We start from the raw sequence: 23,935 nt of genomic DNA on the forward strand, positions 1-23,935 counted from the left end.
TTTCAGATGAATGGTATGATAAGTACTTTAAGGTTATTGATGAAAGAATACAAGCATATATAGATGAGGATGAACATTTTGATGGTGATAGTATCATTCTGGAGTATTTAAAGGAAAATAAAGAATTGATAAAAAATCGACCACAATGTTATCTACATGGAGATTATCATATGGGAAATATGATATATACCCAAGATAATCACATCAAAATAATTGATTGGAATACAGTAGATTTTGATAACTATGGTGATCCATGGTATGAATTCAATCGAATAGGATTAGAATATCCTAATTTTGTTTCTGGACAAATTGATGGCTATTTCAAGGATAATGTGCCAAATGATTTTTGGCGGCTATTGTTATACTATTTAGCAACAAGTGCAATAACATCAGTGGTATGGGCGAAGTATTGGGCACCAGAAGAATACAATAATATAATTCAATTAAATCAGAATATTCTAAATGCATTTGACGGCATGAAGGCATTAGAACCAGAATGGTATATGAGGAAATAAATACCAAATTCTATTTAAGGGGGGAGGGCTGAAAAATGTTCCATCGTTTTAATAATCAAGAAGAAAGAAGCGCATATGGCGGTTCAGCCTTTTTAGAGTTACAATATTGCAAAATGAAACCTGATACATCTGTCAAGAAAATTGTAGCAGTCAGTTCCGTGTCACCTTGGCAAAATGATTCGATTTATGTTTACATGACTGACATGGCTGACTTTTATTCAAATTATTGTGATATTTTTGTTGACGGATTATATAACAACATGAAGAAGGGGAAAATTGATGTTTTTGGGATAAATTATTATTCACCAACGCAGACAGCTACAATTATATCTGCCATTGAATCGAAGAAGCCAAAGGAGTATGCGGTATTGTTAGAGTGGTTGAGAAATGCGTCTCAGTATAATGGAGTCTATATCTGGGGAATTTGATACATCTAGGTTAGTGAATCAGAATTTGACTTGGAACCAGAGCTGAAAATTATTTATATTTTGATAGGAGGGGTGAATCTATTGAAAATGAAAGCATTTATCTTAGTGATAGGTTTTTTGATAATATTGTCTGGATGCCGTAATTCGACTGACCTTCCGTTATTTGGAACAGAAACATCTATACAAGGGATCTTGCTACAGAATATAGCTGTCGAGTTTGCTGATCCCAATATAGAGCAAGCAATCAGAGACTTGCTGGAAAAACCTGAAGGTAAAATTACAAAATTTGAATTGCTAAAAATTACAGTATTAGGGGACTCAGAAGGAAACGGAGGTGCATTCGGAGATATCAAGGGTGAAATTACTACGCTCTCTGATATGAGATGGTTGAAAAACCTTACAACGCTGTCCCTTGGAGACTGCGAGATAAGAAGCCTAGTGGGTATAGAGGAGCTTGAAAATCTAGAAATACTCCGTCTTAGGAGGAACAATATCTCAGACCTTGAACCGTTGTGTAACCTTGTAAAATTAAAAGAACTTGACCTATCAGAAAACCCTATCAATGACATCTCTGCTCTATACAACCTTGTCAATATTGAAAGTCTTGGGCTTGGTGATTGCCAAAACATTGATCTTTCTCCTATCAGTGGTATGGGTAACTTGAAACGTCTTTACGCTTCCTATAGTGGCATTACAGATATCAGCATGCTTGCAGATAAAACAGAACTTGAATATTTACAATTGTTTCACAATAGAATAAGCGACATTTCTGCACTGAAAAACCTGACAAAGCTCACATATCTGGATCTTTCGAGTAATAACATTTTGGATATAGATGTTTTGAATGGATTGTCGAATTTAGAAACTATTAGTATAGACGATAACCTTATTTCGGAAGAAAGATTAGATGAGTTCTATAAACCCAAAGATGAAGATTTCTTCACGCGAGAGTATAGGCAACAGCTCGGTGATGATATGCCTGAATACATTATTGAACTATTAGCATTCAGATCGAAACATTCCAGAGAATACCAGACTACTAAAATTACAATCAAAGATGCTGAAACAGAAATGCTCATTCAGGAAATAATCCCTTCTGAATATACATATTTTGAAGACAATCCATGTTCTTATAGTGGTGATACGCTTGGGTTTTACATTGAAGATATGAATTTTGATGGTTATGCCGACATACGAATCATGGAATTTCTACCGGCAGGACCCAACATTCCTTACGTATGTTGGGTATGGGATAAAAATACTGGACAGTATGTCTATCATACCGAATTAAGTATGATAACTTCATTGGAAGTTGATTATAAAAATGAGCTTATTTATTCGTTCGGGCGTACCTCTGCCTCGGAACACTTTGAAGATTATTATCGCTATATCAACGGTACTCTAACATTAGTTAAGAAGGTTTGCACCGGATTTCTCGATGAAAGTGACCCAGAGCAAGGGTATTCAATTACCCATGAATTAATAAACGAGCAATGGATTATGACTGAAAAAGTAAAAATAGAAATGGGCAGTTAGTAACATAAGCTAATAAGCATAATGCGTAGCTGTCAGATTTAAATTTAAGATGGAGGACAGGCAATGACAAAAGTTAATTTTTATGAATCCGTAGATGATACTCTTTTAAAATTCGCAGTAATTATTGCAAAGGCAGATGGTAAATGGGTGTTTTGTAAACATAAAGAAAGAGATACCTATGAAGTTCCTGGTGGGCATAGAGAGCTTGGTGAAAACATACTTGATACAGCGAAAAGAGAGTTGTATGAGGAAACAGGTGCAATTGAATTTGCGATCAAGCCAATCTGTGTTTATTCTGTTATTGCAGAAAATAATTTCAACGGAGAAGAAACATTTGGAATGCTTTATTTTGCGGAGATTAATAAGTTTGAAGAGGAATTGCATAGTGAAATAGAGAAGATTGTTTTAGTGGATGAAATGATTGATAAGTGGACGTATCCAGAAATTCAGCCGAAGTTAATGGAAGAGGCGAAAAGGCGGAATATTTTTAAAATGGTATATGGGGAGAAATCTGTTTGAGATTTTTATATTATGGTAGAGTAAGCATACAGTAAAGGGAGGAATGAGGTATGGAAATCATTAATTTAAATGATCAACAAGTGGAAGAACTAGAACAAGGACTAGAAGAGTATGACAAAGAGTATATTCATTTCAAATTAGATGGTGGTATATCGATTGGAATATGTGAAGGTTCAAGAGTGATTGCTGGTGTAGATGCGTGTATGACAGCATTTCATATTTTATATGTGTCAACCGTGTTTGTTTCGAAGGAGTATCGCAGACAAGGTCTTGGAAGAAAATTGATGTTAGAGTTGGAAGAAAGAGCGAAGCAGTTAGGTGCAGATATGATTCGTTTGGATACCTTTGATTGGCAAGGGAAAGCGTTTTATGAATCCCTTGGTTATGAGAACGTTGGACAATACGAAAATAGTAAGGAGGGATTTTCGGAATATTTCTTCTTAAAAAGATTATAACTATTGTTGGAATTCGAGGAAAGATAGATGAAAAGAAGCAAGTTATCTTATAAGGAATGGAAATGCATTTTATCAAAGAAACAGAGAATACATAATTTTAATAATGAAATACTAAACGGATTTGTTAGTCTTCTTGAGATAAAGGAAGTTACAGAACCACAAGTTTGGAACTTTAATGGTGAAGATATTGTTGTTTGCATTGAAGGGTATAAGTGGCTGACGATTTTGCCACAGGAGGAAAATTATTGTATTACGGCAATGATAAGTGAAAAGAATGAAATTATCTTGTGGTATATTGATATCATTGCCGAACAGGGACTTGATTTAGATGGGATACCATATTTTGATGATTTATATCTTGATTTAGTTGTTTATCCAGATGGAACTATTATGGAAGATGATAGGGAGGAACTTGAACACGCTTGGGAAGTTAAGGAAATTTCTACAGAACAGTTAAACCAAGCAAATAGAGTTTGTGATGAATTGAAACGTAAATTGCAGGATATGGATTGGGTTATGGAATATACGTATAAATGTTTGGAGTTATTAAATTAGAATTTGAGCAGGATATCATGAAGATATATTCAGTGTGGTATCTTGGATGGTGGCTTCTTTCAAGTTGTAATTGATATTTTTCAATACTATCTGAAAATCAGATGAAGTAGAGAAAAATTCTTGAATTTTTTGGAAAGTTCTTTTTTACATTATCATATCGCATATGTTTTATGTTATACTATAGTATATAGTTCTCCATTTCTGGAGAAAGAAAGGAAGTGTATCATGTCATTATCAAAAGAACGAAGATATACCATTGATGACAGAAACAATCTTCCAGAAGGACAACTTGCAGAGTTGATTGATGGTAAACTCTATATACAGGCATCACCAAGTGCAAATCATCAACGCCTTAGTTTAAAACTTTCAAGATATATTGCAGATTATATTGATTCAAAAAAGGGAAAGTGCGAAGTCTTTCAAGCTCCATTTGACGTATTTCTTAGTGGCGATGAATCAGAGTGTTTCATTCCTGATATAAGTGTTATCTGCAATACTGACATAGTCAAAGAGCGAGGATGTTTTGGTGCCCCTGATTGGATTATTGAAATAACTTCACCTAGTACCGTGCGTAATGATTACTTTCTAAAAGCAATCAAGTATCAGGAAGCTGGGGTAAAAGAATACTGGATAGTAAATCTCTCTAAGCAAAGCATCATGGTAAACAATTTCTATGAAGAGGAGTTCTCACCAGTACATTTTACTTTTAAAGATAAAATCAAAGTCAATATCTATGATGATTTGGAGATTGATTTCAGACAGCTGGGCTTTTGACAAGTCGTTTTATTTGCTTTGAAAAACTATTACCGCATCTAAACAGGTGCGGTAATAGTTTTTTAGAGGATTGGGAGAATAGGAGAGAAGAAAGGGTGGAGTGTAGAGTATGAAAGCGATTGTATTAGATATGTATGGTGTAATAGTAAAACAAACAGGCGATGATTTTGTTCCATATGTTCAACAGACATTTCCTGATTTAAAACCAGAAGAGATATACACTCCATGGTTCAAAGCTGATGTGGGAGAGTTAACATCGTTAGAGGTGTGGGAAAGTCTTGGTTTTAAAGGTGATATAGAGAACATTGAAAAAAGATATTTAGATACGATAGAGATAAATGATGGTTTTCTTGATTTTGTATCGTCTGTAAGCAAACAGTACAAGATGGCAATCATATCAAATGATTCGAGCCGATGGAGTAAATATCTTCGAGAAAAATTTGATATTAATAAATACTTTGATGTGATTAGCATTAGTGGTGATTTGAAAATTCAAAAGCCAGATGCGCGTATCTTTCAGCTTACAATAGAACAACTTGGTTGTAAGGCAGAAGATTGTTTATATGTAGATGACAGAGAGGGAAATCTAGAGGCAGCAGGCAAAGTTGGAATGAATGCAGTTTTGTTTAATAGTAGAAATATTCAATGGGAAGGAAATGCAGTTACTGATTTTATCCAACTTAAAAATATATTGCTCTGCCAATATTATCAAGATATTGAATGAAGAATAAGTATTGAGAAGGGAGTGAATCTATGAAGGTAATAAAAGCTACGATTGATCATGCGGACATTATTGGATATGTTCATTCTGAATCATGGAAGCAAGCTTATGAAGATATTTTTCCTTTAGAATACATAAAACAAAATTCTACTGAAAAAAGAAAACAAGAGTTTTTAAGTACATATGAAAACAGTAATGTGCAATATTTTTTGTTGTATCAAGGTGAAAATGCTATTGGAGTAGTAAAAACTGTTCATTCAAATAAAATGTGTGAAATTTCATGTATTTATTTGCTAAAACAATATTGGCATAGTGGATTTGGAAGCAAAGCAATTAATTATATAAAAGAACGATATAATCAAGAAGATATTATCTTGTGGACATTAGAAGAAAATATACAAGCAAGATGTTTTTATGAGAAGAATGGTTTTTATATGACAGGAGAAAAAAGAGAAATAAACAGAGGAAAAAATTTTATTCAAACAAAGTATCAATATAATAAGGAATGCATCAACAATTTAGAATATAAAGATCTTCTTGCAGATATACCTGAATCTAATGATTGGATAGGTATCAAGAAGATAGATAAAGGTTGGTCAGCAGATATAAAGTATCAGATACAAACAAGAGATGGAGAGAAACGTTTACTTCGAGTAGCAGATGCTAGCCTTTTTGAAAAAAAGAAAAAGGAGTACGAAATTATTCAAAAGTATGCAACACTTGGTTTGGAGATGTCTTATCCGAAAGGATTTGGTGTATGTAACAAAGGAAAAAATGTCTATATGATTTTATCGTGGGTTGAGGGAGAAGATTTAGTGACAGCTTTACCAAAACTTTCAGAGGAAGAACAATATCAACTGGGAAGAAGTGCTGGTGAGATTTTAAGAAAGATTCATAGTATTCCTGTTGAGAAGGAAGATGTGCCAAAACAGACGAAAAAAGAAAAGAAGTTAACACAATTAAATGGATATGAAAATTCATCTCTTAGAATTAAAAATGATGAGATTGCAGTTTCCTATGTAAGAGATAATATTGATAAAATATGGTGTGTCCCACCTGTATATCAACATGGAGATTTTCATCCAGGGAATCTCATTTATACGCCAGAACAAAGCGTTGGCGTGATAGATTTCAATCGTTGGGAAGTCGGTGACCCATATGAAGAATTCGTTAGGTTGGAGAGCTTTGGAATAGAGATAAGTGTTCCTTATTGTATTGGACAGATTGATGCTTACTTTAATGATAATGTTCCAAAGGATTTCTGGACAGCGTTGGCAGTTTATGTAGCTCATACATCGTTGCACTCCATAAAATGGGCAGAGAAATTCGGACAAGAAGAAATTGATGAAATGGTAAAAAGATGTGAGGAAGCATCTAAACATTATGATGGATTCAGAAATATAATTCCATCGTGGTACAAGCTTGATAGGAGACAAAAAGAGAATTATGAAGATTGAAAAAATAGAAGATAGACATATAGATGCGATTGTAAATATTGCATTTGAGGAATACAAAAAAGAAAGAATGAAATCGTCAGTAATTGCAGGAATTCCTAGTGACATAATCAAAGACGATATTCTTCAAAAGAATAGTGATGCAGAAGGATACGTTGCTATAGAAGATGGAAATGTAATTGGGTACTTGTTTTATGGGGGTTACAGTGAAGAAATCAATAATTATTTTTACGTACCTATCGGAGGATTGGGGGCAGTCGGAGACAACAGGGGAAAAATAATTTCAATGTTGTTTGAAACATTTGCCAAAGAAAAATGTACGCAAGGAAAAAATCATTTTGATATAAAACTGTATGCACATGATGATGAAATCATTAGAATATTATCATTTCTACAGTTTGGAATAGAAAGTGAACAAGGAATATATGCTATAGAAAATAAAATAGATACCACTGATGGAATTATATACAAGGAACTTTCAAAAGAGGAATTACATCAAAAATGGAGTGAAGTGTGGAGACTAGTAGACCAAATAGTCAAACATCTGCAAGACAGTCCAATATTCTATCCAGGGGAAGAATTTACAGAGGAAGTATATAAGGAATTTTTCGAGGATGAGAATACTAGAGTTTTTGCGGCAATCAAGAATGAGCTGCTTATTGGGATTATTGAAACAAATCCAGATAGGAATGACTTTATTACAAATTGGCAGGATTGCTTTAATATCGGAGAAATTTTTGTAGAGCCTGAATATCGACATCTTGGTGTAGCGCAAGAGCTCTTTAGATTCGCAGCATCAAAGGTAAGAGAGGGTGGCATCGAAAAGTTATGGGTAGAACACGGTACTGCAAATCCGGCAGCACGAGGATTTTGGAATAAATATTTTGAAAGTTATTGTTATGCAATGACGCGAGATATTATTATAGGGTAGAATTATGGGAGGAGAGTATAGGTAATGGAAAGACCAGCCTTAAATAAAGAGTTAGATAGCAGAACATTTCGTAGTTTCTATTATTTGAAAGAAGAATTAGTGAAATTCTGTAGAGAAAATGGACTACCTACTTCAGGTGGAAAGCTAGAGATAACAGATCGAATAGCTTATTTTCTTGATACTGGTGAAGTCAACACTGTTCCTCATGATAAAAGAAGAACAACCATCATTGATGTGATTGATGAAGATACAAAAATAGAATCTAATTTCAAATGTACTGAACAACATAGAGCATTTTTCAAAGAAAAGATTGGAAAAAGTTTTTCTTTCAATGTTACTTTTCAAAAATGGCTAAAAAGCAATACTGATAAAACATATAAAGAAGCGATTAGTGCCTATTATCAAATTCTTGAAGAGAAGAACAAAGGTAAGACCGTAATAGATAGACAATTCGAATATAACACTTACATTCGTGACTTTTTTACAGATAACAAGGGAAAATCTTTGGAGGAAGCCATTAAATGTTGGAAATATAAAAAAGGATTGCAGGGTCATAATAGCTATGAAAAATCAGACCTTATAGGCTCTGAAATGAGTTGTATAATTAGAGAACTTAGAGAAAATGAAAGTAGTTTGCTCACTGGTTTTTTATATGAAGCGATTTATATACCAGAAGGAATAGAGCCACCACCCCAAAATATAATAAATCAACCAGAGTTACAAGTATATATTTCCGATTTTGGAAAGGATAAAGATGATAATTGTCTTGTGGCTGAGGTTGATGGGAAAGTTGTGGGAGCTGTTTGGACTCGTGTTATGAATGACTATGGTCATATCGATGATAAGACGCCATCATTTGCGATATCGTTATATAAGGAGTATCGAGGCCTAGGGATTGGTACAATGATGATGAAAGAAATGCTTGCATTGTTAATAAGAAAAGGATATAAAAAAGTATCGTTATCTGTACAGAAGATAAATTATGCTTATAAAATGTATAAAAAAGTTGGCTTTGAAATCATTGATGAAAATGAAGAAGAATATATAATGGTGAACTATTTAAAGGAGTAAATCATGGAAATAAAAACGAAACGATTAACGCTTGTTCCATTAGGTATGCAGTACTTGAAATCCACTCATGAATATGTTTCTGATATAGAAAATAATAAGAAAGAAGGGGAAAAAGTGTGTTATTAAAACATCAGACATTAACAATAAGAAATGCAACAAATGCTGACTGTAGTACGTTAGCACAGTGATGGAATGACGGTAAGGTAATGGCTCATGCTGGATTCCCGAATGGCTTGGGAATAGCAGCAGAAGAGATAGAAAAAGAGCTGGAACATGATTCGGATGAAACAGGAAGGCGACTTATAATTGAGGATAACGGTATTTTGATTGGAGAAATGTCGTATAGAAATCTTGGTGAAAGTACTGCAGAGATTGGTATAAAGATATGTGATGCTACAAAGCAAGAAAAGGGTTATGGAAAGATTTTATTACGATTGCTAATTAACAAATTATTTTCGATGGGTTATGAGCAAATTGTTCTTGATACGAATCTAAACAATAAAAGGGCTCAACATGTATATGAAGAATTAGGGTTCGAGAAGGTACGTGTAAATATTGATTCATGGACAGATCAACTTGGTGTAAAGCAATCATCAGTGGATTATAAATTGTATAGAGAACAGTTTATACAGCTATAGATATTGTGTTATAACGGACAATTAGTGTTGTTATAAGCATTTACATATGCAATGTAGAATTTGTGATTTTTATGAAATATTATTTAATTGATCCGAAAGTAGGTTGAATATATCCTAAAATTTATATATACTATATATAGAAGAAAAAGGAGGTGATGATTATGATGATTGATACAAACACATTGGTTTCTATTACAGAGGCAAATCAGAACTTTTCAAAGGTTGCAAGATTGGTAGATGAGCATGGCACAGCAGTTATATTGAAGAATAATGTACCAAGATATTTGGTGATTGATTTTAGTAAAGCGGAAGAAGACACCACAGTATCTGATGAGGATATCCTTAGTATTTCCAAGCGACTTATACAGGAGAATAGAGAAGCATATGAGGTACTTGCTAAATGATAAGGTTAACCAAAAAACAAATTCTTATGCTTCATTCACAACTGATAAAGGAAACTGGTGGTAGTGATGGACTGAGAGATGAAAATTTATTGGAATCAGCAATAGAAACCCCATTTCAGTCATTTGATGGAGAAGAATTATATCCTAGCATTCAAGCAAAAGCAGCTAGACTGTGTTATGGTTTAGTGATGAATCATGCAATGGAAGATGGTAACAAGCGAATAGGTACACATGCGATGTTAGTATTTCTTGAATTGAATGGTCAGAAATTAAAATATTCACAGGAAGAGCTTTCAGATGAGATCTTGATGCTGGCATCAGGGAAAATTGGATATGAAGAGTTGTTTCAATGGATATTGAATCATGAAGTAGAATGAATAGAAATAGATATAGCTGAATTATTGCATGAAAATGCGAAACATTTGCAAAAGTGCTTGATACAAACATTGTCATACACTAAAATAAAAAATTGCAAATGTTTTGCATTTTTTTATGAGAGGGATACCAATGCAAAAAGAATATAGCACGAAGGTAGGAGGAGCAATTGCGAAGTATATTGATACACAAATGGATTGTAGTTTTTCTGTTTCAGATATGCATTCCTATATGCAGGATAATGGAATACAAGTCAATCTTGCAACAATTTATCGCAATCTGGATCGGCTTATCGAAAAAAATAATAAGTAGAAGGGAAAGCCATGAAGAAACACATTGCAATTATAGAAGATGATATTTCAATAAATAACGGAATAGCATTAGCAATCGGCAAAGATGAGTATCAATTTTCTTCTTTCTGTAAATTAAAGGATGTTAAAGACTTAGAGAAAATGGATTTGGTTATCCTTGATATAAATTTGCCAGATGGAAATGGATTAGATTTTCTAAGAGAGTTTAGAAGGACATCACAAGTGCCAGTGTTGATTTTAACAGCAAATGATACAGAGATGGATGAGGTAACAGGATTACAGCTTGGGGCTGATGATTATGTAACGAAACCATTTAGTTTGATGGTTCTTAGATTGCGTGTAGAAAAGTTGCTCAACAGAAGTAAGCAGCACAAAGTATATGAGAATAATGCACTTTACTTTGATTTTAAAGATATGATTTTTAGAAAAAGTGGTCAGGAAATCGAGCTAAGTAAAACAGAGATGCGACTGCTACATTTTCTGGTAGAGAATGAAGGGTTGACAGTAACAAGGGATCGATTACTTGATTATGTTTGGCAAAATCAAGAGTTTGTAGATGAGAATGCTCTTTCTGTAACGATAAAACGTCTAAGGGACAAGCTAGAGACAAAAGAAGAAAAATATATCCATACTGTATATGGCGTTGGATATGTGTGGAAGTTGGCATGATTATGTTTGGAAAAAGAAAAAATGAGTATAAAATATTGAATCAGATGTTAGATGATGCTATCGCAGGAAGATTTGAAGAAACTACCTACAACGAAAGTGAGTTGTCAAAACTTCAGACAAAGTGGAAACAGTATCTTACTTCTGCTCGTATGTCTGAAAAGAAACTCGAGAAGGAACGAGAAAATCTAAAAGAACTTATCACAAATATTTCTCATCAGACGAAAACACCATTAACAAATGTGTTGCTTTATGCACAGTTGCTAGAGGAGCAATCGATGGATGAAGTATGTAAGGAATATGTCGAAGAAATAGTGACGTATTCTAAGAAGTTAGATATCTTACTACAATCGTTGGTGAAGATGTCTCGATTAGAAACAGGAGTATTTCAGTTCGTATGTAAGAAAGATTCCTTGCAGAAATTAGCTCTCTCTGTGGTAAATATGGGGAAAGTAAAAGCGACTGAAAAAGAGATAACCATTGTTTGTTCTTTTGATTATGAAAAAGATTGTGAGAATACTTGTGAAAATGAAATCAAAGCGGTATATGACAGCAAGTGGACAGTGGAGGCGATATATAATATTTTAGATAATGCTATAAAATATTCTGAGCCAAAAACGGAAATAGAGGTAAGTATATTTCGTTATGAATTATTTGCAGGGATTCAAATAAAAGATGCTGGTCTAGGTATATCGGAAGAAGAGATTCCAAGGATTTTTGGCAGGTTCTATCGTGGTGAACAGGTACATGACAAGACGGGAATTGGGGTTGGACTTTACCTCTCAAGAGAAATTATTGAAGGACAGGGTGGCTACATAAAGGTGGTTTCGGAAGTGGGAGAAGGATCTTCGTTTCAGATATTTTTGCCGGTATAAAAAATGTAGTAATTTGGGGCTTTTGCTTTTTGCCTGTAAATTGAGAACGATTATATGAAATCTTTCAATATTGTAAGAATGTAGAAAGATTCTGGAAAGAACAGTTTGTTATGCTTGTGATAAAGAAAAAAGTGAAAGGGGCAAACAACTGTGGAAATGCTTAAAACATTACAATTAAAAAAATATTATAATTCAACAACAACGGAGGTTCACGCATTAGAAAATGTTAATCTTTCGGTAAACCAAGGAGAGTTTGTTGCGATTGTAGGAACTAGCGGAAGTGGTAAATCAACATTGCTACATATGCTGGGAGGGCTTGATAGGCCAACAGACGGAAAAGTATTTGTAGATGATAAAGATATATTTTCACTAAAAGATGAAGAATTGACGATTTTCAGAAGAAGAAAAATTGGATTCATTTTTCAGGCATTTAATTTAGTTCCAGTTCTGAATGTTTTTGAAAATATAGTATTACCAATTCAGTTAGATGGTAATCAGGTAGATGAGAAGTATGTAAATGAAATTATTTCTCTGCTTGGGCTTACTGAGAAGATAAGTAGTATGCCGAATCAACTTTCAGGAGGTCAACAACAGAGGGTGGCAATTGCCAGAGCATTGGCAACGAAACCATCGATAGTACTTGCTGATGAACCGACTGGTAATTTGGACTCGAAAACAAGTCAGGATGTACTTGGATTGCTTAAAGTGACAGGACAGAAATTTAACCAAACAATTGTTATGATTACGCATAATGAAGGGATTGCTCAGATGGCAGACCGAATTATTCGTATTGAGGATGGACGAATTGTAAAGGGTGGTGATTTGAATGTATAAAGTCTCAAATCACAAGGCAATTCGAAATTTGGCGGTTAAAACAATTAAGGCGAATAAGAAGAAAAACATTGCAATTATTGCTGCAATTCTATTAACAACAGTGATGTTTACGGCACTTTTTTCTATTGGGATGAGTCTGATTGAATCTACGCAAAAATCTACAATGCGTCAGGTTGGCGGAAAAAGTATGTCTGGATTAAAATATGGACTGGAACAAGATTATGAAGTGTTAAGTAAGGATGCGAAAATCAAAGAGATCTCATATCGTATTATTGTTGGAATATTGCAAAGTCCAGAGTTGGATTCATTGCCAACAGAAGTTTACTATGCAACAGATGACAATGCAAAGAATTTGTTTGCATATCCAGAGGTTGGGAAAATGCCTGAGGCAGAAGATGAAGTGGCACTTAGTGCTCTTGTATTGGAGAAACTGGGAATATCAAAAGAACTAGGACAAACGGTATCTTTGGATATAGTCGTTGGAAACTCTGTCTATAGCAAAGATTTTACACTATGTGGCTACTGGAGTGGAGATTCTATTTCGATGTCTCAGATGTGTTATGTATCAAAGGAATATCAAGAAGAAGTTGCACCGAAACCAGAAGATATATATGAAGCCATTCAGGTAACCGGGTACTGGATGATAGATTTTGACTTTTATAATAGTTTTAACATCGAGGGAAAGACAATCGCTCTTTTAGAACGTAATGGTTATGATTTAAGCAAGGTTGGTTATGGAATCAACTGGGCATATAGCTTCAGCAATATTGATATACAGACGATATTTTTACTCATTGTAATACTTATCTTGATTTTATTGGCGGGGTATTTGATTATCTACAACATATTTTATATCAATGTTACATCAGATATTCATGAATATGGATTGCTAAAAACAATTGGTACATCTGGTAAACAGTTAAAGCGCATTGTGAGAATGCAGGCGACTTTTTTAGCTGTGGTTGGAATTCCTTTGGGACTTCTTCTGGGAACAATTATTTCTAAGTTTATTTTTCCATATATCGTGGATAATATGTCTTTGAGTAAAGTGGATATGGTTATTTCAGTACATCCATTTATATATCTTTTTGCTTGCATTTTTTCTATGCTTACTGTTGTGATAGGCTGTAGGAAACCATGTAAAATAGCAGGAAATGTTTCACCTATTGAAGCGGTAAGTTATACAGAATGGAATATGAGTAGAAAAAAATCAAAAAGTGCACGTAAAGTTACAACGTTTCAATTAGCATTTTCAAATTTGAAACGAGACAAGAAAAAAGTAGTTGTTGTGATATTATCATTGTCGCTATCTATTTTACTAGTGAATGGGTTATATTCCGTGATTCACAGTTTAGATGCAGATAAATATATAAGCCAGAGTATAATAGGAGATTTTAGTATTCAAAATGCAGCTGTGAGTAATGTACAATTACGTTTAGGTGATGAAGGTGTTGTCGGAGAGGATGAACTGGCTTATCTAAATTCTCTTGATGGGGTAGAAGAACAATCAAATATTTACTGTGATTTAAATGCACTTGTGACGATAGATTCCAATGCGCTATCTATGATAGAAGAATTGAAACAAGGGAAGAATGCTTCCCGTTGTGTTGAAGAAATAAATTGGATGGAGGAGTCAGGTGTCCTTCGATATGATTTTTATGGAATTGATAATTTTGCTTTAGAGCAATTGGAGTTGCATAGCGGTACTATTGACCAGGAAAAATTTAACTCAGCAGATTATGCGATTGTATTTAGTTATCAATTAGCAGATGGCCAAAGGGATTCACGTTTTGATATGTATAATGTGGGAGATAAGATTGAAGTGACTCTTTCTTCTGGAGTAACGAAAACCTATGAAGTTATGGCTATTGCCGAACTTCCCTATTCTATGACAACAAAGAGTTATAAGACAATTGGTGGACAAATAATTGTTCCGAGTACAGAATATCTTTCAAATGAAACCAGCAAAGGAGCGTTAGTTAGCATCTTAAATGTTGATGATGACAAGATAGAGATATTGAATGATACAATTCAGCAATTTGTTGACCAAACAGGCTCACTAACAGTTGTGTCAAAGCAATCATACATGGCTGAATTCAACGATTTCATAAAAATGATAGGAATTGTTGGAGGCGCATTAGCAATTGTGCTTGCGTTGATAGGGATTCTGAATTTTGCCAATGCCATTATTACTGGAATTATCCGTAGATCAAGAGAACTGGCTATGATGGAAGCTGTAGGAATGACAAAATCTCAGATGACTGCAATGTTGGTTTGGGAAGGAATGTTCTATGGAGGTCTAACTACATTGGTAGCGATCGTGTTACATCTGTTTATTGGAAGTCCTCTTATTAATGCTGTTGCAGGAGAGATTTGGTTCTTTGATTATCATTTTACAATGGTGCCAATACTTATCTGCCTACCATTTTTGATTGTACTTGCTGGGATTATACCGTTTATTGCAGGAAAGAAGATGGGGGAAAGAAGTGTTGTGGAGCGGATGAAGGTAAGTTAAGAAGGTTTATGAAGCAAAAATTGGTACGTTTTCAAAGCTTTGCAAATCAACATTGCTGATATGCAGGTTCAGATAAAGAATAAAAGAATAATTAAATATAGGTATGAGAATCGCCCTGTCATTTTGATAGGGCGATAAGCTTTTGTAGCATGCTATATACATTTTGTGTTATAATTTATAGAGGTGATTTTATGTTTGAAACATTATTTGTATATACGATTTTATTGGAGGTGGGGTTTCTAAGTAGTGAAGCATATAATCGATACTTAGATTCACTATTTGCAGAAAACCCTGATAATGTGTTACTCTTAGAACTTGAATGGAATTCGTTTAATAATCAAAAAATCAGCGAGATAATGCTTGAATATTGTGAACGGAACATTATTGAGTATAGTGTTTTGGGAAAGAGTCTGCTAAAAGAATTGAAGAGGATATATTTTCAAGGAGAATGGGATATACATGCATTTGCTTCAAAAGTATATGAGTTGTGGAAAGTACTTCCTTTAAAGATACAAGAAGTTGAACCATTTGGGGTAATGAGTTATGCAGATGACCCACTTTCTTGGGGGGATGAGGAGCAAACAAGGCAATTATATGAAGAGATGTTTGATTTTTATAAGAGATAAAAGTGGTTTATTCGAAGTTCTTAATACGATAACAAAAGCAATATTTATGAAAACAATTGGGAGGAAGCTATGGTTATAATACTGTGGATAGGTTTTGTTTTATTAATGTTGTCATTGGGGATAATTTTTTCAAAGGATAATTCAAAGGAACAATTATGGTTGCTTTGCACAATTCTTTTTTTGGCAATCTATATATTAAGTAGGATAAGTAGGCTAAATGCAGTCATGCCAGGTGAAAAAATTGCAGACCTACGATTTGCTATGTTGGGTGCGAGTTATATGATTTTTACTTGTTTTATGTTTACGATGAGTTATTATCAATACCGAATAAGTCGTATACTTACCTGCGTTTTATTTGTGTTTCATACTATAATTTTTGTGGTTTCATTTAATTTTGATAAAAATAGCCTATTTTACTCTTCCTATATGTTTGAGGAAGGGGACCTAATTACCAAGCCAGGGCCACTTTATTTTGTTCATGTGTTTAGTCTATTAGTTTATTTAATAATAATGATTATTGGAGCTATACTTTATAAGCGAAAATATCGTAATAAAATAGATAATATTACATGGGTTAGTATATTTTCAGTGTCTATTATTCAAAGTAGTTTTTTCTTCCTACATGTAGTACTTAAACTGATGTACATAAATTTTCCAGACGTACATGATAACACTGTATTTATGATTGTATATAATTTTGATAAAACAGAAGCATATTACGTATTGTTTGCTGCTGCAATATTTATTGCTGTAGTGAGATATAGAAGTTCTGATTTGCTTGGTATTGCATCACATGCAATTGTGGAGAATATAAATGAAATCGTAGTTATCTTTGATAAATTTGGTAAGAAGATTTATAGTAATCAATATGCTGAAAATGTTTTAAGGACAATTGCTCCTTCATTAGAGATATTCGAGAAAGAAATGGAAGGCTATCGTGAGGACAAATATTACTGTATTGACAATGTATTTTATGAATTGAAACGTCAGAATTTAAATGGAGGCGTATTTTTTACATTTACAGATAACACACAATTAATTCATGAAAAATTTGATTTAATAGAAGATGTATCAAAAAAGAATGCAGATTTTTTGCGTTTGCAGGAAAATCTTATTCGTTCCTTTGCGGATATGGTTGAGTTACGTGATGACACGACGGGCTCTCATACAAAGAGAACAGCGTACCTTGTAATGCAAACAGCAAATAAGCTTTGTGCTCTAAATTATCAGCCAGACATATTGAATGATGAACTGATGCAATATCTTGAGATTGCGGCAGTATTACATGATATTGGTAAAATTGCAGTACCTGATGCGATTTTAAATAAGCAAGGAAAGCTTACTGATGAGGAATTTGAAATTATTAAACTTCATCCAAAGCAAGGAGCAGATATAATTGAACAGGCTATTCAAGGTGTGGAGAATACGAGTTATTTACAGACTGCTCATGATATTGCACTTTATCATCATGAGAAATGGAATGGTACTGGTTATCCAAATGGTTTGTGTGGTGAAGAAATTCCCGTTGTAGCACGGATTATGGCACTTGCAGATGTCTATGATGCACTAACTGCAGAGCGTCCGTATAAAGCTGCAATGAGTTATGAGAAAGCAACAAGCATTATAAAAGAATCAATTGGAAGTCATTTTGATCCATATATAGGTGAGGTGTTTCTTGAGGTGCTTGAAGAGCATGCTCAGGAGGGAAGATATGGTGAAACTCACACATATTCGAAGAAGCAGTAGATAAACATCTTGACTCTGACACCGTGTTGCACTTTATAATAACGATAAAGAAAAAGAAATGAGGTTATGATATGGAGCTTCAAACAATCAGTCAAGTATCAAAGGAATACGGAATTTCTACAAGAATGTTGCGTTATTATGAACAGGTGGGATTAATTCAAAGTTTACGAAAGGACGGTTATGCTTATCGGGTTTATGATGAAAATGCTATGAACCGTTTGCGACAAATCATAGTCCTGCGTAAGTTACGAGTTCCTGTGAAGCAAATCGTAAGCATACTTAACAATTATGATGCAGCGGAAACAGTGAAAATTTTCATGCAAAATATAAGTGAAATAGATGGCGAAATTACTGCGTTGTCTACTGTTAAATCCATATTGATGCGTTTTGTTGAGGAAATTAATGAAAAAACCGATGTTAATTTAAACCTTCTCGGAGATGAAGCAGTATTTTCTGTTATAAGCTCTCTTTCATTTTCGGATAATCAAATTAAGGAAGCAAAAGGGAATTTATCAATGGAAGAGTTAAACAGAGCAAACGAAGAATTAATGAAACTGGAAGACAAAGATGTGCGAATTATCTATCTGCCACCGATGACCATAGCCGCTGCTTACGCTTCAGGAGAAGGTTGTGAAGGCAAAACGTTGGATATGATAAGTAAATTTACAGAAGAGAGCGGATTGTTAAAAGTGAAACCCGACGCACGTAGTTTCGGATTTGACTGCTCTGGGGGTGCGACAGGAATTGGCGAAAACTCACACATGTATGAGGTATGGGTGTCTGTTCCTGATGATATGGAGATACCTGCACCGTTAGTAAGGCGAGAGTTCAGCGGTGGTTTATATGCTGCTCATGTGTTAAGAGCATGGGATTTTCAAGATTGGCGTCGCCTTAAAGAATGGGTTAATGCAAGTGATAAATATGATAATGATTGGGGTTCTCCACGCTGGGAATCACCTGAGACAGAGTTTGGAAATGGTTTTGAAGAAACGTTGAATTTCTATAACTTTGTCCAAAAGCACAATTCTGAAATGAGTTACCTACAGATTGATTTGTTATTCCCTATTAAGGAGAAAGAAAATGGAGGATTTTAAGATGAGTAAATACGAAAATGCGATGAAAATTATGGAAGAACGTTGTGGAAATGGTAGAGAAGAAGTGATTGCGCTTGGGACAATATCACTATCTCCAAATGCGGAGGGTAATCCACGCCCTGCTGTTCGAATGGTTTGTGCTTATTATGAAGATGGTGTATTTTATGTTTCTACGGATGCTCAGAAGAATAAAATGTTGCAAATTGAGAAGAACAATGAGGTTTCTGTAGCGGGATTAGGTTGGTACGCTTTACAGGGCACAGCTGAAAATCTTGGTTGGGTCAAAGACGAGAAGAATGCAGAGATTAGAGCGAAATTCAAACAAGTCTTCAATTGGTTCGATGAAGTTGGTGACGAAGATAATCCGAATTCAATCGTTCTGCGTATCACCCTTACAGAAGGTACGATTACTGACAACGAACAAAAATACGGTGAACGCATATATGAAGTTGATTTTATCAATAAAACGGCGAAGTAGATAAAATGATTATTAGAAAATATAAGCCCTCGGATTGTGAATATTTGATAGATTTATTCTACAACACTGTTCACACTGTCAACGCGAAGGATTATTCCGAAGAACAGTTAAATGTATGGGCAACAAAAAATGTAGATTTAGCAAAATGGAATAAATCATTATCAGAACATTATTCTGTTGTCGCAGTTGAAGATGATGTTATAGTTGGCTTTGGTGATATTGATGAAACCGGATATCTTGACAGGCTATATGTGCATAAGGACTATCAAAATAGGGGAATTGCAACTGCTATTTGTAATGAGTTAGAACAGGCTTTTGAGGTATGCGAAATAGTTACGCATGCCTCAATTACAGCAAAAACGTTCTTTATTCACAGAGGGTACAATGTGATGAAAGAGCAACAAGTTATTAGAGATGGAATTTCATTAACAAACTATGTTATGGAGAAGAGAATAGTTTAGATTCTATGAGGGGAGTTGTTATGGAAAGAAAACATTATATTGATAATTTAAGATGGATTGCTATTTTATTATTGTTTCCATTTCATACTGCGCAGATTTGGAATGGAGGCGAGTACAGTGGATTTTACATATGGTCACATACGAATAATTTTATGTATGCATTTTCTACGGCAGTCTATCCATGGTATATGACACTTCTTTTTGTTATTGCAGGGATAAGCAGTAAATATGCACTTAAAAAAAGAACGAACAAGCAGTTTATAGTCGAGCGAAGCAAAAAATTATTAATTCCATTCGTATTTGGAGTACTTTTTCTTGTTCCTGTAATGACATATATTGCAGAAATTTTCTTTAATGGATATACAGGCAGCTATATAAATCAATATATTCTATTTTTTACAAAGGAAACAGATTTGACAGGATATAAAGGTGGATTTACACCAGCACATCTTTGGTTTTTGCTTTATTTATTTGTAATCTCAATGATAGCGTTATTAGTAATTCAAATTCAAAGAAAAAGATTTCCTAAACTATGTGTGGATAAATTTTCATATGGTATGCTGATTTTATTGTTTATTCCTGAATGGTTGATGCTCTATGTTTTGAATATTGGAGGTAAAAGTATAGGGCAATTCTTAATGCTTTATCTTACCGGTTATTATATTCTATCTGAAGAAAATATCTTGCAAAAATTGAAACAATATCGATTTATTAGTTTGGGATTGTTCTTAATATCGGTTAGTGCATATACCTATCTATATTGTTTTGGGAATATGCGGAATGAACTAGGCACTGGTTTGTTTGTCTTTTTCGGTTGGACTGGAATATTAACATTACTTGGAGTTGGACAGCTATATTTGAATTTTCATACTAAGTTAAGTGAATACTTTAGTCATGCATCATTCCCGATTTATATTATTCATCAACCAGTGTTGGTAGTTGTAGGATTTTTTGCATTGAAAATGAGTGTAGGAATTACAATTCAATTTTTGCTTATTGCGTTACTATCATTTACGGCAACAATAGTAATCTATGAAGTAGTGGGTAGAATTCCGTATGTTTCTATGCTCTTTGGAATTGATAGAAGAGTCAAATAGAAGTTAATTTCCCCTCAATGCACGAATTATATTTTGCGTACCACCTAATGATACTAAAATGTTTCCTAGATTTTCAGCGTTGTTTTGATATTGCGAATCGGATAGTATCTTATCTGCATATCGTAGAATACATTCTGCTGAAAAATCTGTATATGATAATTCAATACCTGCATGATTTTTCTCAATACTTTGGGCATTAAATCTTCTTTCGAATACTTTACCTGGACAGATAAGTTGAGGTACACCATAAATCAATCCATCGATAATACTGTTTTGACCACCATGGTTAATAAAAAGCAAAGCTTCAGGTAACAAGCTTTTAAAGTCAAAGTAAGGGGCTATATGAATAGTATCAAAGTGTTCTTCGTTTAGTCCCATTCCAGCGATATAAACATGATAATTGCTATTTTGAAATGCGGTTTTAATTTCTGTAACCATCTTCTTTTGAGATATCGTTCCATTTCCCATATAGACTAAAATTTTATCTTTTTGTTGGTGAGATACAACGTTTCTATGTTTCAAAGAGCCACAGAATATGACGTTATCATCGTGAAATGGTTCTAGTTCATAGCAACTGGGAATGAATTTTTTATCAGTCCATGAGAATAACTCTAAACTTGATGTAACAGTAGGGAGCTGTAATTCTTTCAAAAGTCTGTTTACTCCCTTGGCATATTTAGGTGAACTACTGTATTCATTTTATGTAGGAAAGCTAGCCGAGATGTAAATTCGCTTCTGTAGTAATTTTGTGGCGATAAGTGCGGAAATATTGAATTCAGAATATATAACATCCGGTTCATATTCTTGAATTGCGTTACATATTTCATTGACACTTCTTTTTAAATAGTTGTAATCAATATTACCTGTTAAATATAAGACATCTTCAAAACTAGGGACTGATTTTTTGCTCGTTATCCCTAGTTTTTGTGCAATTGGAAATGTATGCGTAGCGATAAATGAGGGGAGACCTAATGGCATAGGAATAGATAAATCATAATTCCTTACCCCTTTAATAGGTTTGTAGTTTATATCTTTGGCTGCACACAGAGCAACATCTATGTCAGCTTTTATCAAATCATTTGCTAATAGTATTGTTCGTGAAAAAGGTCCAGAAGTTTCAGCCATTGCTGCCATTGGAATAATTAAAACTTTCATACGGTCACCTCAAGTATTATTTAGAATCAAATTTGTATCGTTGTTATGGTCTAAGTATATCATATTTCTGTTGGTAAAAATAACTACTTTTTTGTATAGCAATATGATAGACTGGAGTGATAATAAGTCAAGAGAGGGGAATTTATAATGAATATACCAGTAGATATAAGTAATGTAATTTTAGAAACAGAGCGAATGGTTCTTCGTCCATGGAAAAACGAAGATGTAAAAGATTTCTATGAATACGCATCCATAGATGGTGTTGGTCAAATGGCAGGCTGGTCTCCTCATAAATCAATGGAAGAATCGCAAGAGATTTTAAATATGTTTATAGAGGGAAAAAATGAGTTTGCAATTGAACTAAAAGAAAATCATAAGGTAATTGGTTCGCTTGGATTAGAAAATATAGTGGTTGATTTGGGTGAACCGTATACTAGTATGAGAGGAAGAGAAATTGGTTATGTTCTAAGTAAAGAATACTGGGGACAGGGATTAATGCAAGAAGCAGTGAGTAGGGTTATCGAATACTGCTTTAAAGAATTGAAATGTGAATTTTTACAATGTAGTCATTCGATTACAAATGAACAATCCAAGAGAGTTATTGAAAAGGTTGGTTTTCAATTTATTCGTGACGATGAGCGTATAGGGAAAAATGGGACTGTACATAAATCAAAAGTGTACATACTATTTGAAAAACCATGAGAAATGTAGGACAGACAATAGTATATCTGCTATTCTACCATTGGTTTAACTCGGTTTTCGTTATTCTACTACCAGTTTCTTGATGTATATATTGTTTTGTTATAAAATGGACTTACTAATTCTAGGAGGTAGTTTACATATGAATAATGAAAAGATGGGGCAATTCATTTTAGAATTGAGAAAGTCGCATCAAATGACACAAAAAGAGTTGGCGGTAAAACTGAATGTCAGTGATAAGGCTGTATCAAAATGGGAACGTGGGTTAAGTTGTCCTGACATCTCGCTGTTATCCCCTCTTTCTGATATTCTAGGTGTCACAACAACTGAATTGCTAAATGGTGAAAGAAGTGATGAAGAAGATATGAGTACGGAAGAAATTGTAGTCAATGCTTTGGAATACGGTCAAAAAACTGCAAAACGAAAAATAGAGTTGACACAAAGTATCTGGGGTGCTGTTTTTTCTATCTTGCTTCTGATTGGTGTTACTGTAGTCTCGATTGTAAATGTGGCGATTTCTGGAACATTTACATGGTCACTTATACCGATAAGTGCCAGTGTTTTTGCATGGCTTGTATTTTTTCCTGCAATAAAGTTTGGTGTGAAAGGAATCATTGGCTCGCTTATATCTTTAAGCCTTTTGATTCTACCCTTTTTATATGTGTTAGATTATACGATTAATAGAATAACGGAAGACAATAACCCCATTTTCGCCATGAGTGTCAGGATAGCACCGCTTTCGATTGCATTTTTGTGGATTGCTTTACTCCTATTCAAAAAGTTTAAATCAAGAAAGTTGTTGGTCATTGCTTTTTTAGTGTTGTTAGCAAGCCCTCTAAACTTTTTCATTAATTTTATGATAGCAAAAATGCTAGACCAACCAAATTCTACTATACAGACTGTTTTAAATGTCTTGATTTCGGTTGTAGTCGCCATTATTCTTTTTATCATAGATATAGTTATGCAAAAAAGAAGAGACATGAATTAAAATAATCATAATTA

General features: G+C 34.0%; 29 protein-coding genes and 2 pseudogenes. 29 read left to right on the forward strand and 2 right to left on the reverse strand.

Annotated features, from left to right (window positions below; translation table 11 throughout):
* The 27 genes and pseudogenes from RMR19_RS02845 to RMR19_RS02975 form a co-directional block, all read left to right on the forward strand.
* A partial coding sequence (locus RMR19_RS02845) for a phosphotransferase family protein (protein WP_310601982.1) occupies positions 1–515 on the forward strand: 515 nt, incomplete at its 5' end.
* Positions 516–550: 35 nt separating this feature from the next.
* Entirely contained in the window at positions 551–943 is a 393-nt protein-coding gene (locus tag RMR19_RS02850) for a hypothetical protein (protein WP_310601983.1), read from the forward strand.
* An 87-nt stretch (positions 944–1,030) separates the two neighbouring features.
* Positions 1,031–2,479 (forward strand): leucine-rich repeat domain-containing protein, encoded by a 1,449-nt coding sequence (locus tag RMR19_RS02855; protein ID WP_310602021.1) that lies wholly within the window; start codon positions 1,031–1,033, stop codon positions 2,477–2,479.
* A gap of 63 nt (positions 2,480–2,542) precedes the next feature.
* Entirely contained in the window at positions 2,543–2,998 is a 456-nt protein-coding gene (locus RMR19_RS02860; protein ID WP_310601984.1) for an NUDIX hydrolase, read from the forward strand.
* Between the two features lie 50 nt (positions 2,999–3,048).
* Positions 3,049–3,453 carry a GNAT family N-acetyltransferase gene (locus RMR19_RS02865; protein WP_310601985.1) on the forward strand — a complete coding sequence of 135 codons (405 nt, stop codon included), beginning with the start codon at positions 3,049–3,051 and terminating at the stop codon, positions 3,451–3,453.
* 27 nt (positions 3,454–3,480) lie between these two features.
* On the forward strand, positions 3,481–4,008 hold the full coding sequence (locus RMR19_RS02870; protein ID WP_310601986.1) for a DUF402 domain-containing protein: 528 nt from the start codon (positions 3,481–3,483) through the stop codon (positions 4,006–4,008).
* Positions 4,009–4,233: 225 nt separating this feature from the next.
* Positions 4,234–4,782, forward strand: a complete 549-nt coding sequence (locus RMR19_RS02875) for a Uma2 family endonuclease (RefSeq protein ID WP_310601987.1) — start codon at positions 4,234–4,236, stop codon at positions 4,780–4,782.
* A gap of 109 nt (positions 4,783–4,891) precedes the next feature.
* Positions 4,892–5,506 (forward strand): HAD family hydrolase, encoded by a 615-nt coding sequence (locus RMR19_RS02880; protein ID WP_310601988.1) that lies wholly within the window; start codon positions 4,892–4,894, stop codon positions 5,504–5,506.
* A 29-nt stretch (positions 5,507–5,535) separates the two neighbouring features.
* On the forward strand, positions 5,536–6,960 hold the full coding sequence (locus tag RMR19_RS02885; protein WP_310601989.1) for a GNAT family N-acetyltransferase: 1,425 nt from the start codon (positions 5,536–5,538) through the stop codon (positions 6,958–6,960).
* On the forward strand, positions 6,950–7,888 hold the full coding sequence (locus RMR19_RS02890) for a GNAT family N-acetyltransferase (protein WP_310601990.1): 939 nt from the start codon (positions 6,950–6,952) through the stop codon (positions 7,886–7,888). Before RMR19_RS02885 ends, RMR19_RS02890 begins: the two co-directional genes overlap by 11 nt.
* Before the next feature lie 24 nt (positions 7,889–7,912).
* Positions 7,913–8,278: pseudogene (locus RMR19_RS21980) on the forward strand (DUF6434 domain-containing protein); the annotation flags it as partial.
* A gap of 201 nt (positions 8,279–8,479) precedes the next feature.
* The gene (locus RMR19_RS21985; RefSeq protein ID WP_310602022.1) at positions 8,480–8,959 is read left to right on the forward strand and encodes a GNAT family N-acetyltransferase; all 480 of its coding nucleotides are present in this window, start codon (positions 8,480–8,482) and stop codon (positions 8,957–8,959) included.
* Between the two features lie 3 nt (positions 8,960–8,962).
* On the forward strand, positions 8,963–9,085 hold the full coding sequence (locus tag RMR19_RS02905) for a hypothetical protein (protein WP_310601991.1): 123 nt from the start codon (positions 8,963–8,965) through the stop codon (positions 9,083–9,085).
* 77 nt (positions 9,086–9,162) lie between these two features.
* Positions 9,163–9,597, forward strand: a pseudogene (locus RMR19_RS02910) (GNAT family N-acetyltransferase); the annotation flags it as partial.
* Positions 9,598–9,758: 161 nt separating this feature from the next.
* Positions 9,759–10,001 (forward strand): type II toxin-antitoxin system Phd/YefM family antitoxin, encoded by a 243-nt coding sequence (locus tag RMR19_RS02915; RefSeq protein ID WP_310601993.1) that lies wholly within the window; start codon positions 9,759–9,761, stop codon positions 9,999–10,001.
* Entirely contained in the window at positions 9,998–10,378 is a 381-nt protein-coding gene (locus RMR19_RS02920; RefSeq protein ID WP_310601994.1) for a type II toxin-antitoxin system death-on-curing family toxin, read from the forward strand. The genes RMR19_RS02915 and RMR19_RS02920 overlap by 4 nt, the downstream gene beginning before the upstream one ends.
* Before the next feature lie 130 nt (positions 10,379–10,508).
* A complete protein-coding gene (locus RMR19_RS02925; protein ID WP_310601995.1) occupies positions 10,509–10,688 on the forward strand; it encodes a hypothetical protein in 180 nt (59 codons plus the stop codon).
* Positions 10,689–10,699: 11 nt separating this feature from the next.
* A complete protein-coding gene (locus RMR19_RS02930; RefSeq protein WP_310601996.1) occupies positions 10,700–11,356 on the forward strand; it encodes a response regulator transcription factor in 657 nt (218 codons plus the stop codon).
* Between the two features lie 2 nt (positions 11,357–11,358).
* The gene (locus tag RMR19_RS02935; RefSeq protein ID WP_310601997.1) at positions 11,359–12,228 is read left to right on the forward strand and encodes a sensor histidine kinase; all 870 of its coding nucleotides are present in this window, start codon (positions 11,359–11,361) and stop codon (positions 12,226–12,228) included.
* 156 nt (positions 12,229–12,384) lie between these two features.
* Positions 12,385–13,062 (forward strand): ABC transporter ATP-binding protein, encoded by a 678-nt coding sequence (locus RMR19_RS02940; RefSeq protein WP_442871522.1) that lies wholly within the window; start codon positions 12,385–12,387, stop codon positions 13,060–13,062.
* Positions 13,055–15,577 (forward strand): ABC transporter permease, encoded by a 2,523-nt coding sequence (locus tag RMR19_RS02945; protein ID WP_310601999.1) that lies wholly within the window; start codon positions 13,055–13,057, stop codon positions 15,575–15,577. Before RMR19_RS02940 ends, RMR19_RS02945 begins: the two co-directional genes overlap by 8 nt.
* Before the next feature lie 191 nt (positions 15,578–15,768).
* Positions 15,769–16,203 (forward strand): hypothetical protein, encoded by a 435-nt coding sequence (locus RMR19_RS02950; protein WP_310602000.1) that lies wholly within the window; start codon positions 15,769–15,771, stop codon positions 16,201–16,203.
* Positions 16,204–16,272: 69 nt separating this feature from the next.
* Positions 16,273–17,949 carry an HD domain-containing phosphohydrolase gene (locus tag RMR19_RS02955; RefSeq protein ID WP_331654618.1) on the forward strand — a complete coding sequence of 559 codons (1,677 nt, stop codon included), beginning with the start codon at positions 16,273–16,275 and terminating at the stop codon, positions 17,947–17,949.
* A 71-nt stretch (positions 17,950–18,020) separates the two neighbouring features.
* A complete protein-coding gene (locus tag RMR19_RS02960) occupies positions 18,021–19,043 on the forward strand; it encodes a MerR family transcriptional regulator (RefSeq protein ID WP_310602001.1) in 1,023 nt (340 codons plus the stop codon).
* 1 nt (position 19,044) lies between these two features.
* A complete protein-coding gene (locus RMR19_RS02965) occupies positions 19,045–19,521 on the forward strand; it encodes a pyridoxamine 5'-phosphate oxidase family protein (protein ID WP_310602002.1) in 477 nt (158 codons plus the stop codon).
* Positions 19,522–19,526: 5 nt separating this feature from the next.
* Complete coding sequence (locus RMR19_RS02970; protein ID WP_310602003.1) at positions 19,527–19,982, forward strand: GNAT family N-acetyltransferase; 456 nt, start codon at positions 19,527–19,529, stop codon at positions 19,980–19,982.
* 20 nt (positions 19,983–20,002) lie between these two features.
* Positions 20,003–21,079, forward strand: coding sequence for an acyltransferase family protein (locus tag RMR19_RS02975; RefSeq protein WP_310602004.1), 1,077 nt, complete (start codon positions 20,003–20,005; stop codon positions 21,077–21,079).
* Between the two features lie 3 nt (positions 21,080–21,082).
* On the opposite strand, the gene RMR19_RS02980 is transcribed toward RMR19_RS02975, so the two are convergent.
* Together RMR19_RS02980 and RMR19_RS02985 are read right to left on the reverse strand one after the other, a co-directional pair.
* The gene (locus tag RMR19_RS02980; RefSeq protein ID WP_310602005.1) at positions 21,083–21,730 is read right to left on the reverse strand and encodes a glycosyltransferase; all 648 of its coding nucleotides are present in this window, start codon (positions 21,728–21,730) and stop codon (positions 21,083–21,085) included.
* Between the two features lie 48 nt (positions 21,731–21,778).
* Complete coding sequence (locus RMR19_RS02985; protein ID WP_310602006.1) at positions 21,779–22,234, reverse strand: hypothetical protein; 456 nt, start codon at positions 22,232–22,234, stop codon at positions 21,779–21,781.
* A 147-nt stretch (positions 22,235–22,381) separates the two neighbouring features.
* Between RMR19_RS02985 and RMR19_RS02990 the strand changes: the two genes are divergently transcribed.
* Positions 22,382–22,936, forward strand: a complete 555-nt coding sequence (locus RMR19_RS02990) for a GNAT family N-acetyltransferase (RefSeq protein ID WP_310602007.1) — start codon at positions 22,382–22,384, stop codon at positions 22,934–22,936.
* A 139-nt stretch (positions 22,937–23,075) separates the two neighbouring features.
* Positions 23,076–23,921, forward strand: a complete 846-nt coding sequence (locus tag RMR19_RS02995; RefSeq protein ID WP_310602008.1) for a helix-turn-helix domain-containing protein — start codon at positions 23,076–23,078, stop codon at positions 23,919–23,921.
* The last annotated feature ends 14 nt before the right edge of the window (positions 23,922–23,935 follow it).

Origin of the sequence: Anaerosporobacter sp., assembly GCF_031551385.1 — a bacterium.
In the GTDB taxonomy this organism is placed as follows: domain Bacteria; phylum Bacillota; class Clostridia; order Lachnospirales; family Lachnospiraceae; genus Anaerosporobacter.

Excerpts from the sequence above, each read along its gene's own strand:
- RMR19_RS02850 (WP_310601983.1), top strand. The coding sequence starts at position 551 with ATGTTCCATCGTTTTAATAATCAAGAAGAAAGAAGCGCATATGGCGGT.
- RMR19_RS02855 (WP_310602021.1), top strand. The coding sequence starts at position 1,031 with ATGAAAGCATTTATCTTAGTGATAGGTTTTTTGATAATATTGTCTGGA.
- RMR19_RS02860 (WP_310601984.1), top strand. The coding sequence starts at position 2,543 with ATGACAAAAGTTAATTTTTATGAATCCGTAGATGATACTCTTTTAAAA.
- RMR19_RS02865 (WP_310601985.1), top strand. The coding sequence starts at position 3,049 with ATGGAAATCATTAATTTAAATGATCAACAAGTGGAAGAACTAGAACAA.
- RMR19_RS02870 (WP_310601986.1), top strand. The coding sequence starts at position 3,481 with ATGAAAAGAAGCAAGTTATCTTATAAGGAATGGAAATGCATTTTATCA.
- RMR19_RS02875 (WP_310601987.1), top strand. The coding sequence starts at position 4,234 with ATGTCATTATCAAAAGAACGAAGATATACCATTGATGACAGAAACAAT.
- RMR19_RS02880 (WP_310601988.1), top strand. The coding sequence starts at position 4,892 with ATGAAAGCGATTGTATTAGATATGTATGGTGTAATAGTAAAACAAACA.
- RMR19_RS02885 (WP_310601989.1), top strand. The coding sequence starts at position 5,536 with ATGAAGGTAATAAAAGCTACGATTGATCATGCGGACATTATTGGATAT.
- RMR19_RS02890 (WP_310601990.1), top strand. The coding sequence starts at position 6,950 with ATGAAGATTGAAAAAATAGAAGATAGACATATAGATGCGATTGTAAAT.
- RMR19_RS21985 (WP_310602022.1), top strand. The coding sequence starts at position 8,480 with ATGAGTTGTATAATTAGAGAACTTAGAGAAAATGAAAGTAGTTTGCTC.
- RMR19_RS02905 (WP_310601991.1), top strand. The coding sequence starts at position 8,963 with ATGGAAATAAAAACGAAACGATTAACGCTTGTTCCATTAGGTATGCAG.
- RMR19_RS02915 (WP_310601993.1), top strand. The coding sequence starts at position 9,759 with ATGATGATTGATACAAACACATTGGTTTCTATTACAGAGGCAAATCAG.
- RMR19_RS02920 (WP_310601994.1), top strand. The coding sequence starts at position 9,998 with ATGATAAGGTTAACCAAAAAACAAATTCTTATGCTTCATTCACAACTG.
- RMR19_RS02925 (WP_310601995.1), top strand. The coding sequence starts at position 10,509 with ATGCAAAAAGAATATAGCACGAAGGTAGGAGGAGCAATTGCGAAGTAT.
- RMR19_RS02930 (WP_310601996.1), top strand. The coding sequence starts at position 10,700 with ATGAAGAAACACATTGCAATTATAGAAGATGATATTTCAATAAATAAC.
- RMR19_RS02935 (WP_310601997.1), top strand. The coding sequence starts at position 11,359 with ATGTTTGGAAAAAGAAAAAATGAGTATAAAATATTGAATCAGATGTTA.
- RMR19_RS02940 (WP_442871522.1), top strand. The coding sequence starts at position 12,385 with ATGCTTAAAACATTACAATTAAAAAAATATTATAATTCAACAACAACG.
- RMR19_RS02945 (WP_310601999.1), top strand. The coding sequence starts at position 13,055 with ATGTATAAAGTCTCAAATCACAAGGCAATTCGAAATTTGGCGGTTAAA.
- RMR19_RS02950 (WP_310602000.1), top strand. The coding sequence starts at position 15,769 with ATGTTTGAAACATTATTTGTATATACGATTTTATTGGAGGTGGGGTTT.
- RMR19_RS02955 (WP_331654618.1), top strand. The coding sequence starts at position 16,273 with ATGGTTATAATACTGTGGATAGGTTTTGTTTTATTAATGTTGTCATTG.
- RMR19_RS02960 (WP_310602001.1), top strand. The coding sequence starts at position 18,021 with ATGGAGCTTCAAACAATCAGTCAAGTATCAAAGGAATACGGAATTTCT.
- RMR19_RS02965 (WP_310602002.1), top strand. The coding sequence starts at position 19,045 with ATGAGTAAATACGAAAATGCGATGAAAATTATGGAAGAACGTTGTGGA.
- RMR19_RS02970 (WP_310602003.1), top strand. The coding sequence starts at position 19,527 with ATGATTATTAGAAAATATAAGCCCTCGGATTGTGAATATTTGATAGAT.
- RMR19_RS02975 (WP_310602004.1), top strand. The coding sequence starts at position 20,003 with ATGGAAAGAAAACATTATATTGATAATTTAAGATGGATTGCTATTTTA.
- RMR19_RS02985 (WP_310602006.1), bottom strand. The coding sequence starts at position 22,234 with ATGAAAGTTTTAATTATTCCAATGGCAGCAATGGCTGAAACTTCTGGA.
- RMR19_RS02990 (WP_310602007.1), top strand. The coding sequence starts at position 22,382 with ATGAATATACCAGTAGATATAAGTAATGTAATTTTAGAAACAGAGCGA.
- RMR19_RS02995 (WP_310602008.1), top strand. The coding sequence starts at position 23,076 with ATGAATAATGAAAAGATGGGGCAATTCATTTTAGAATTGAGAAAGTCG.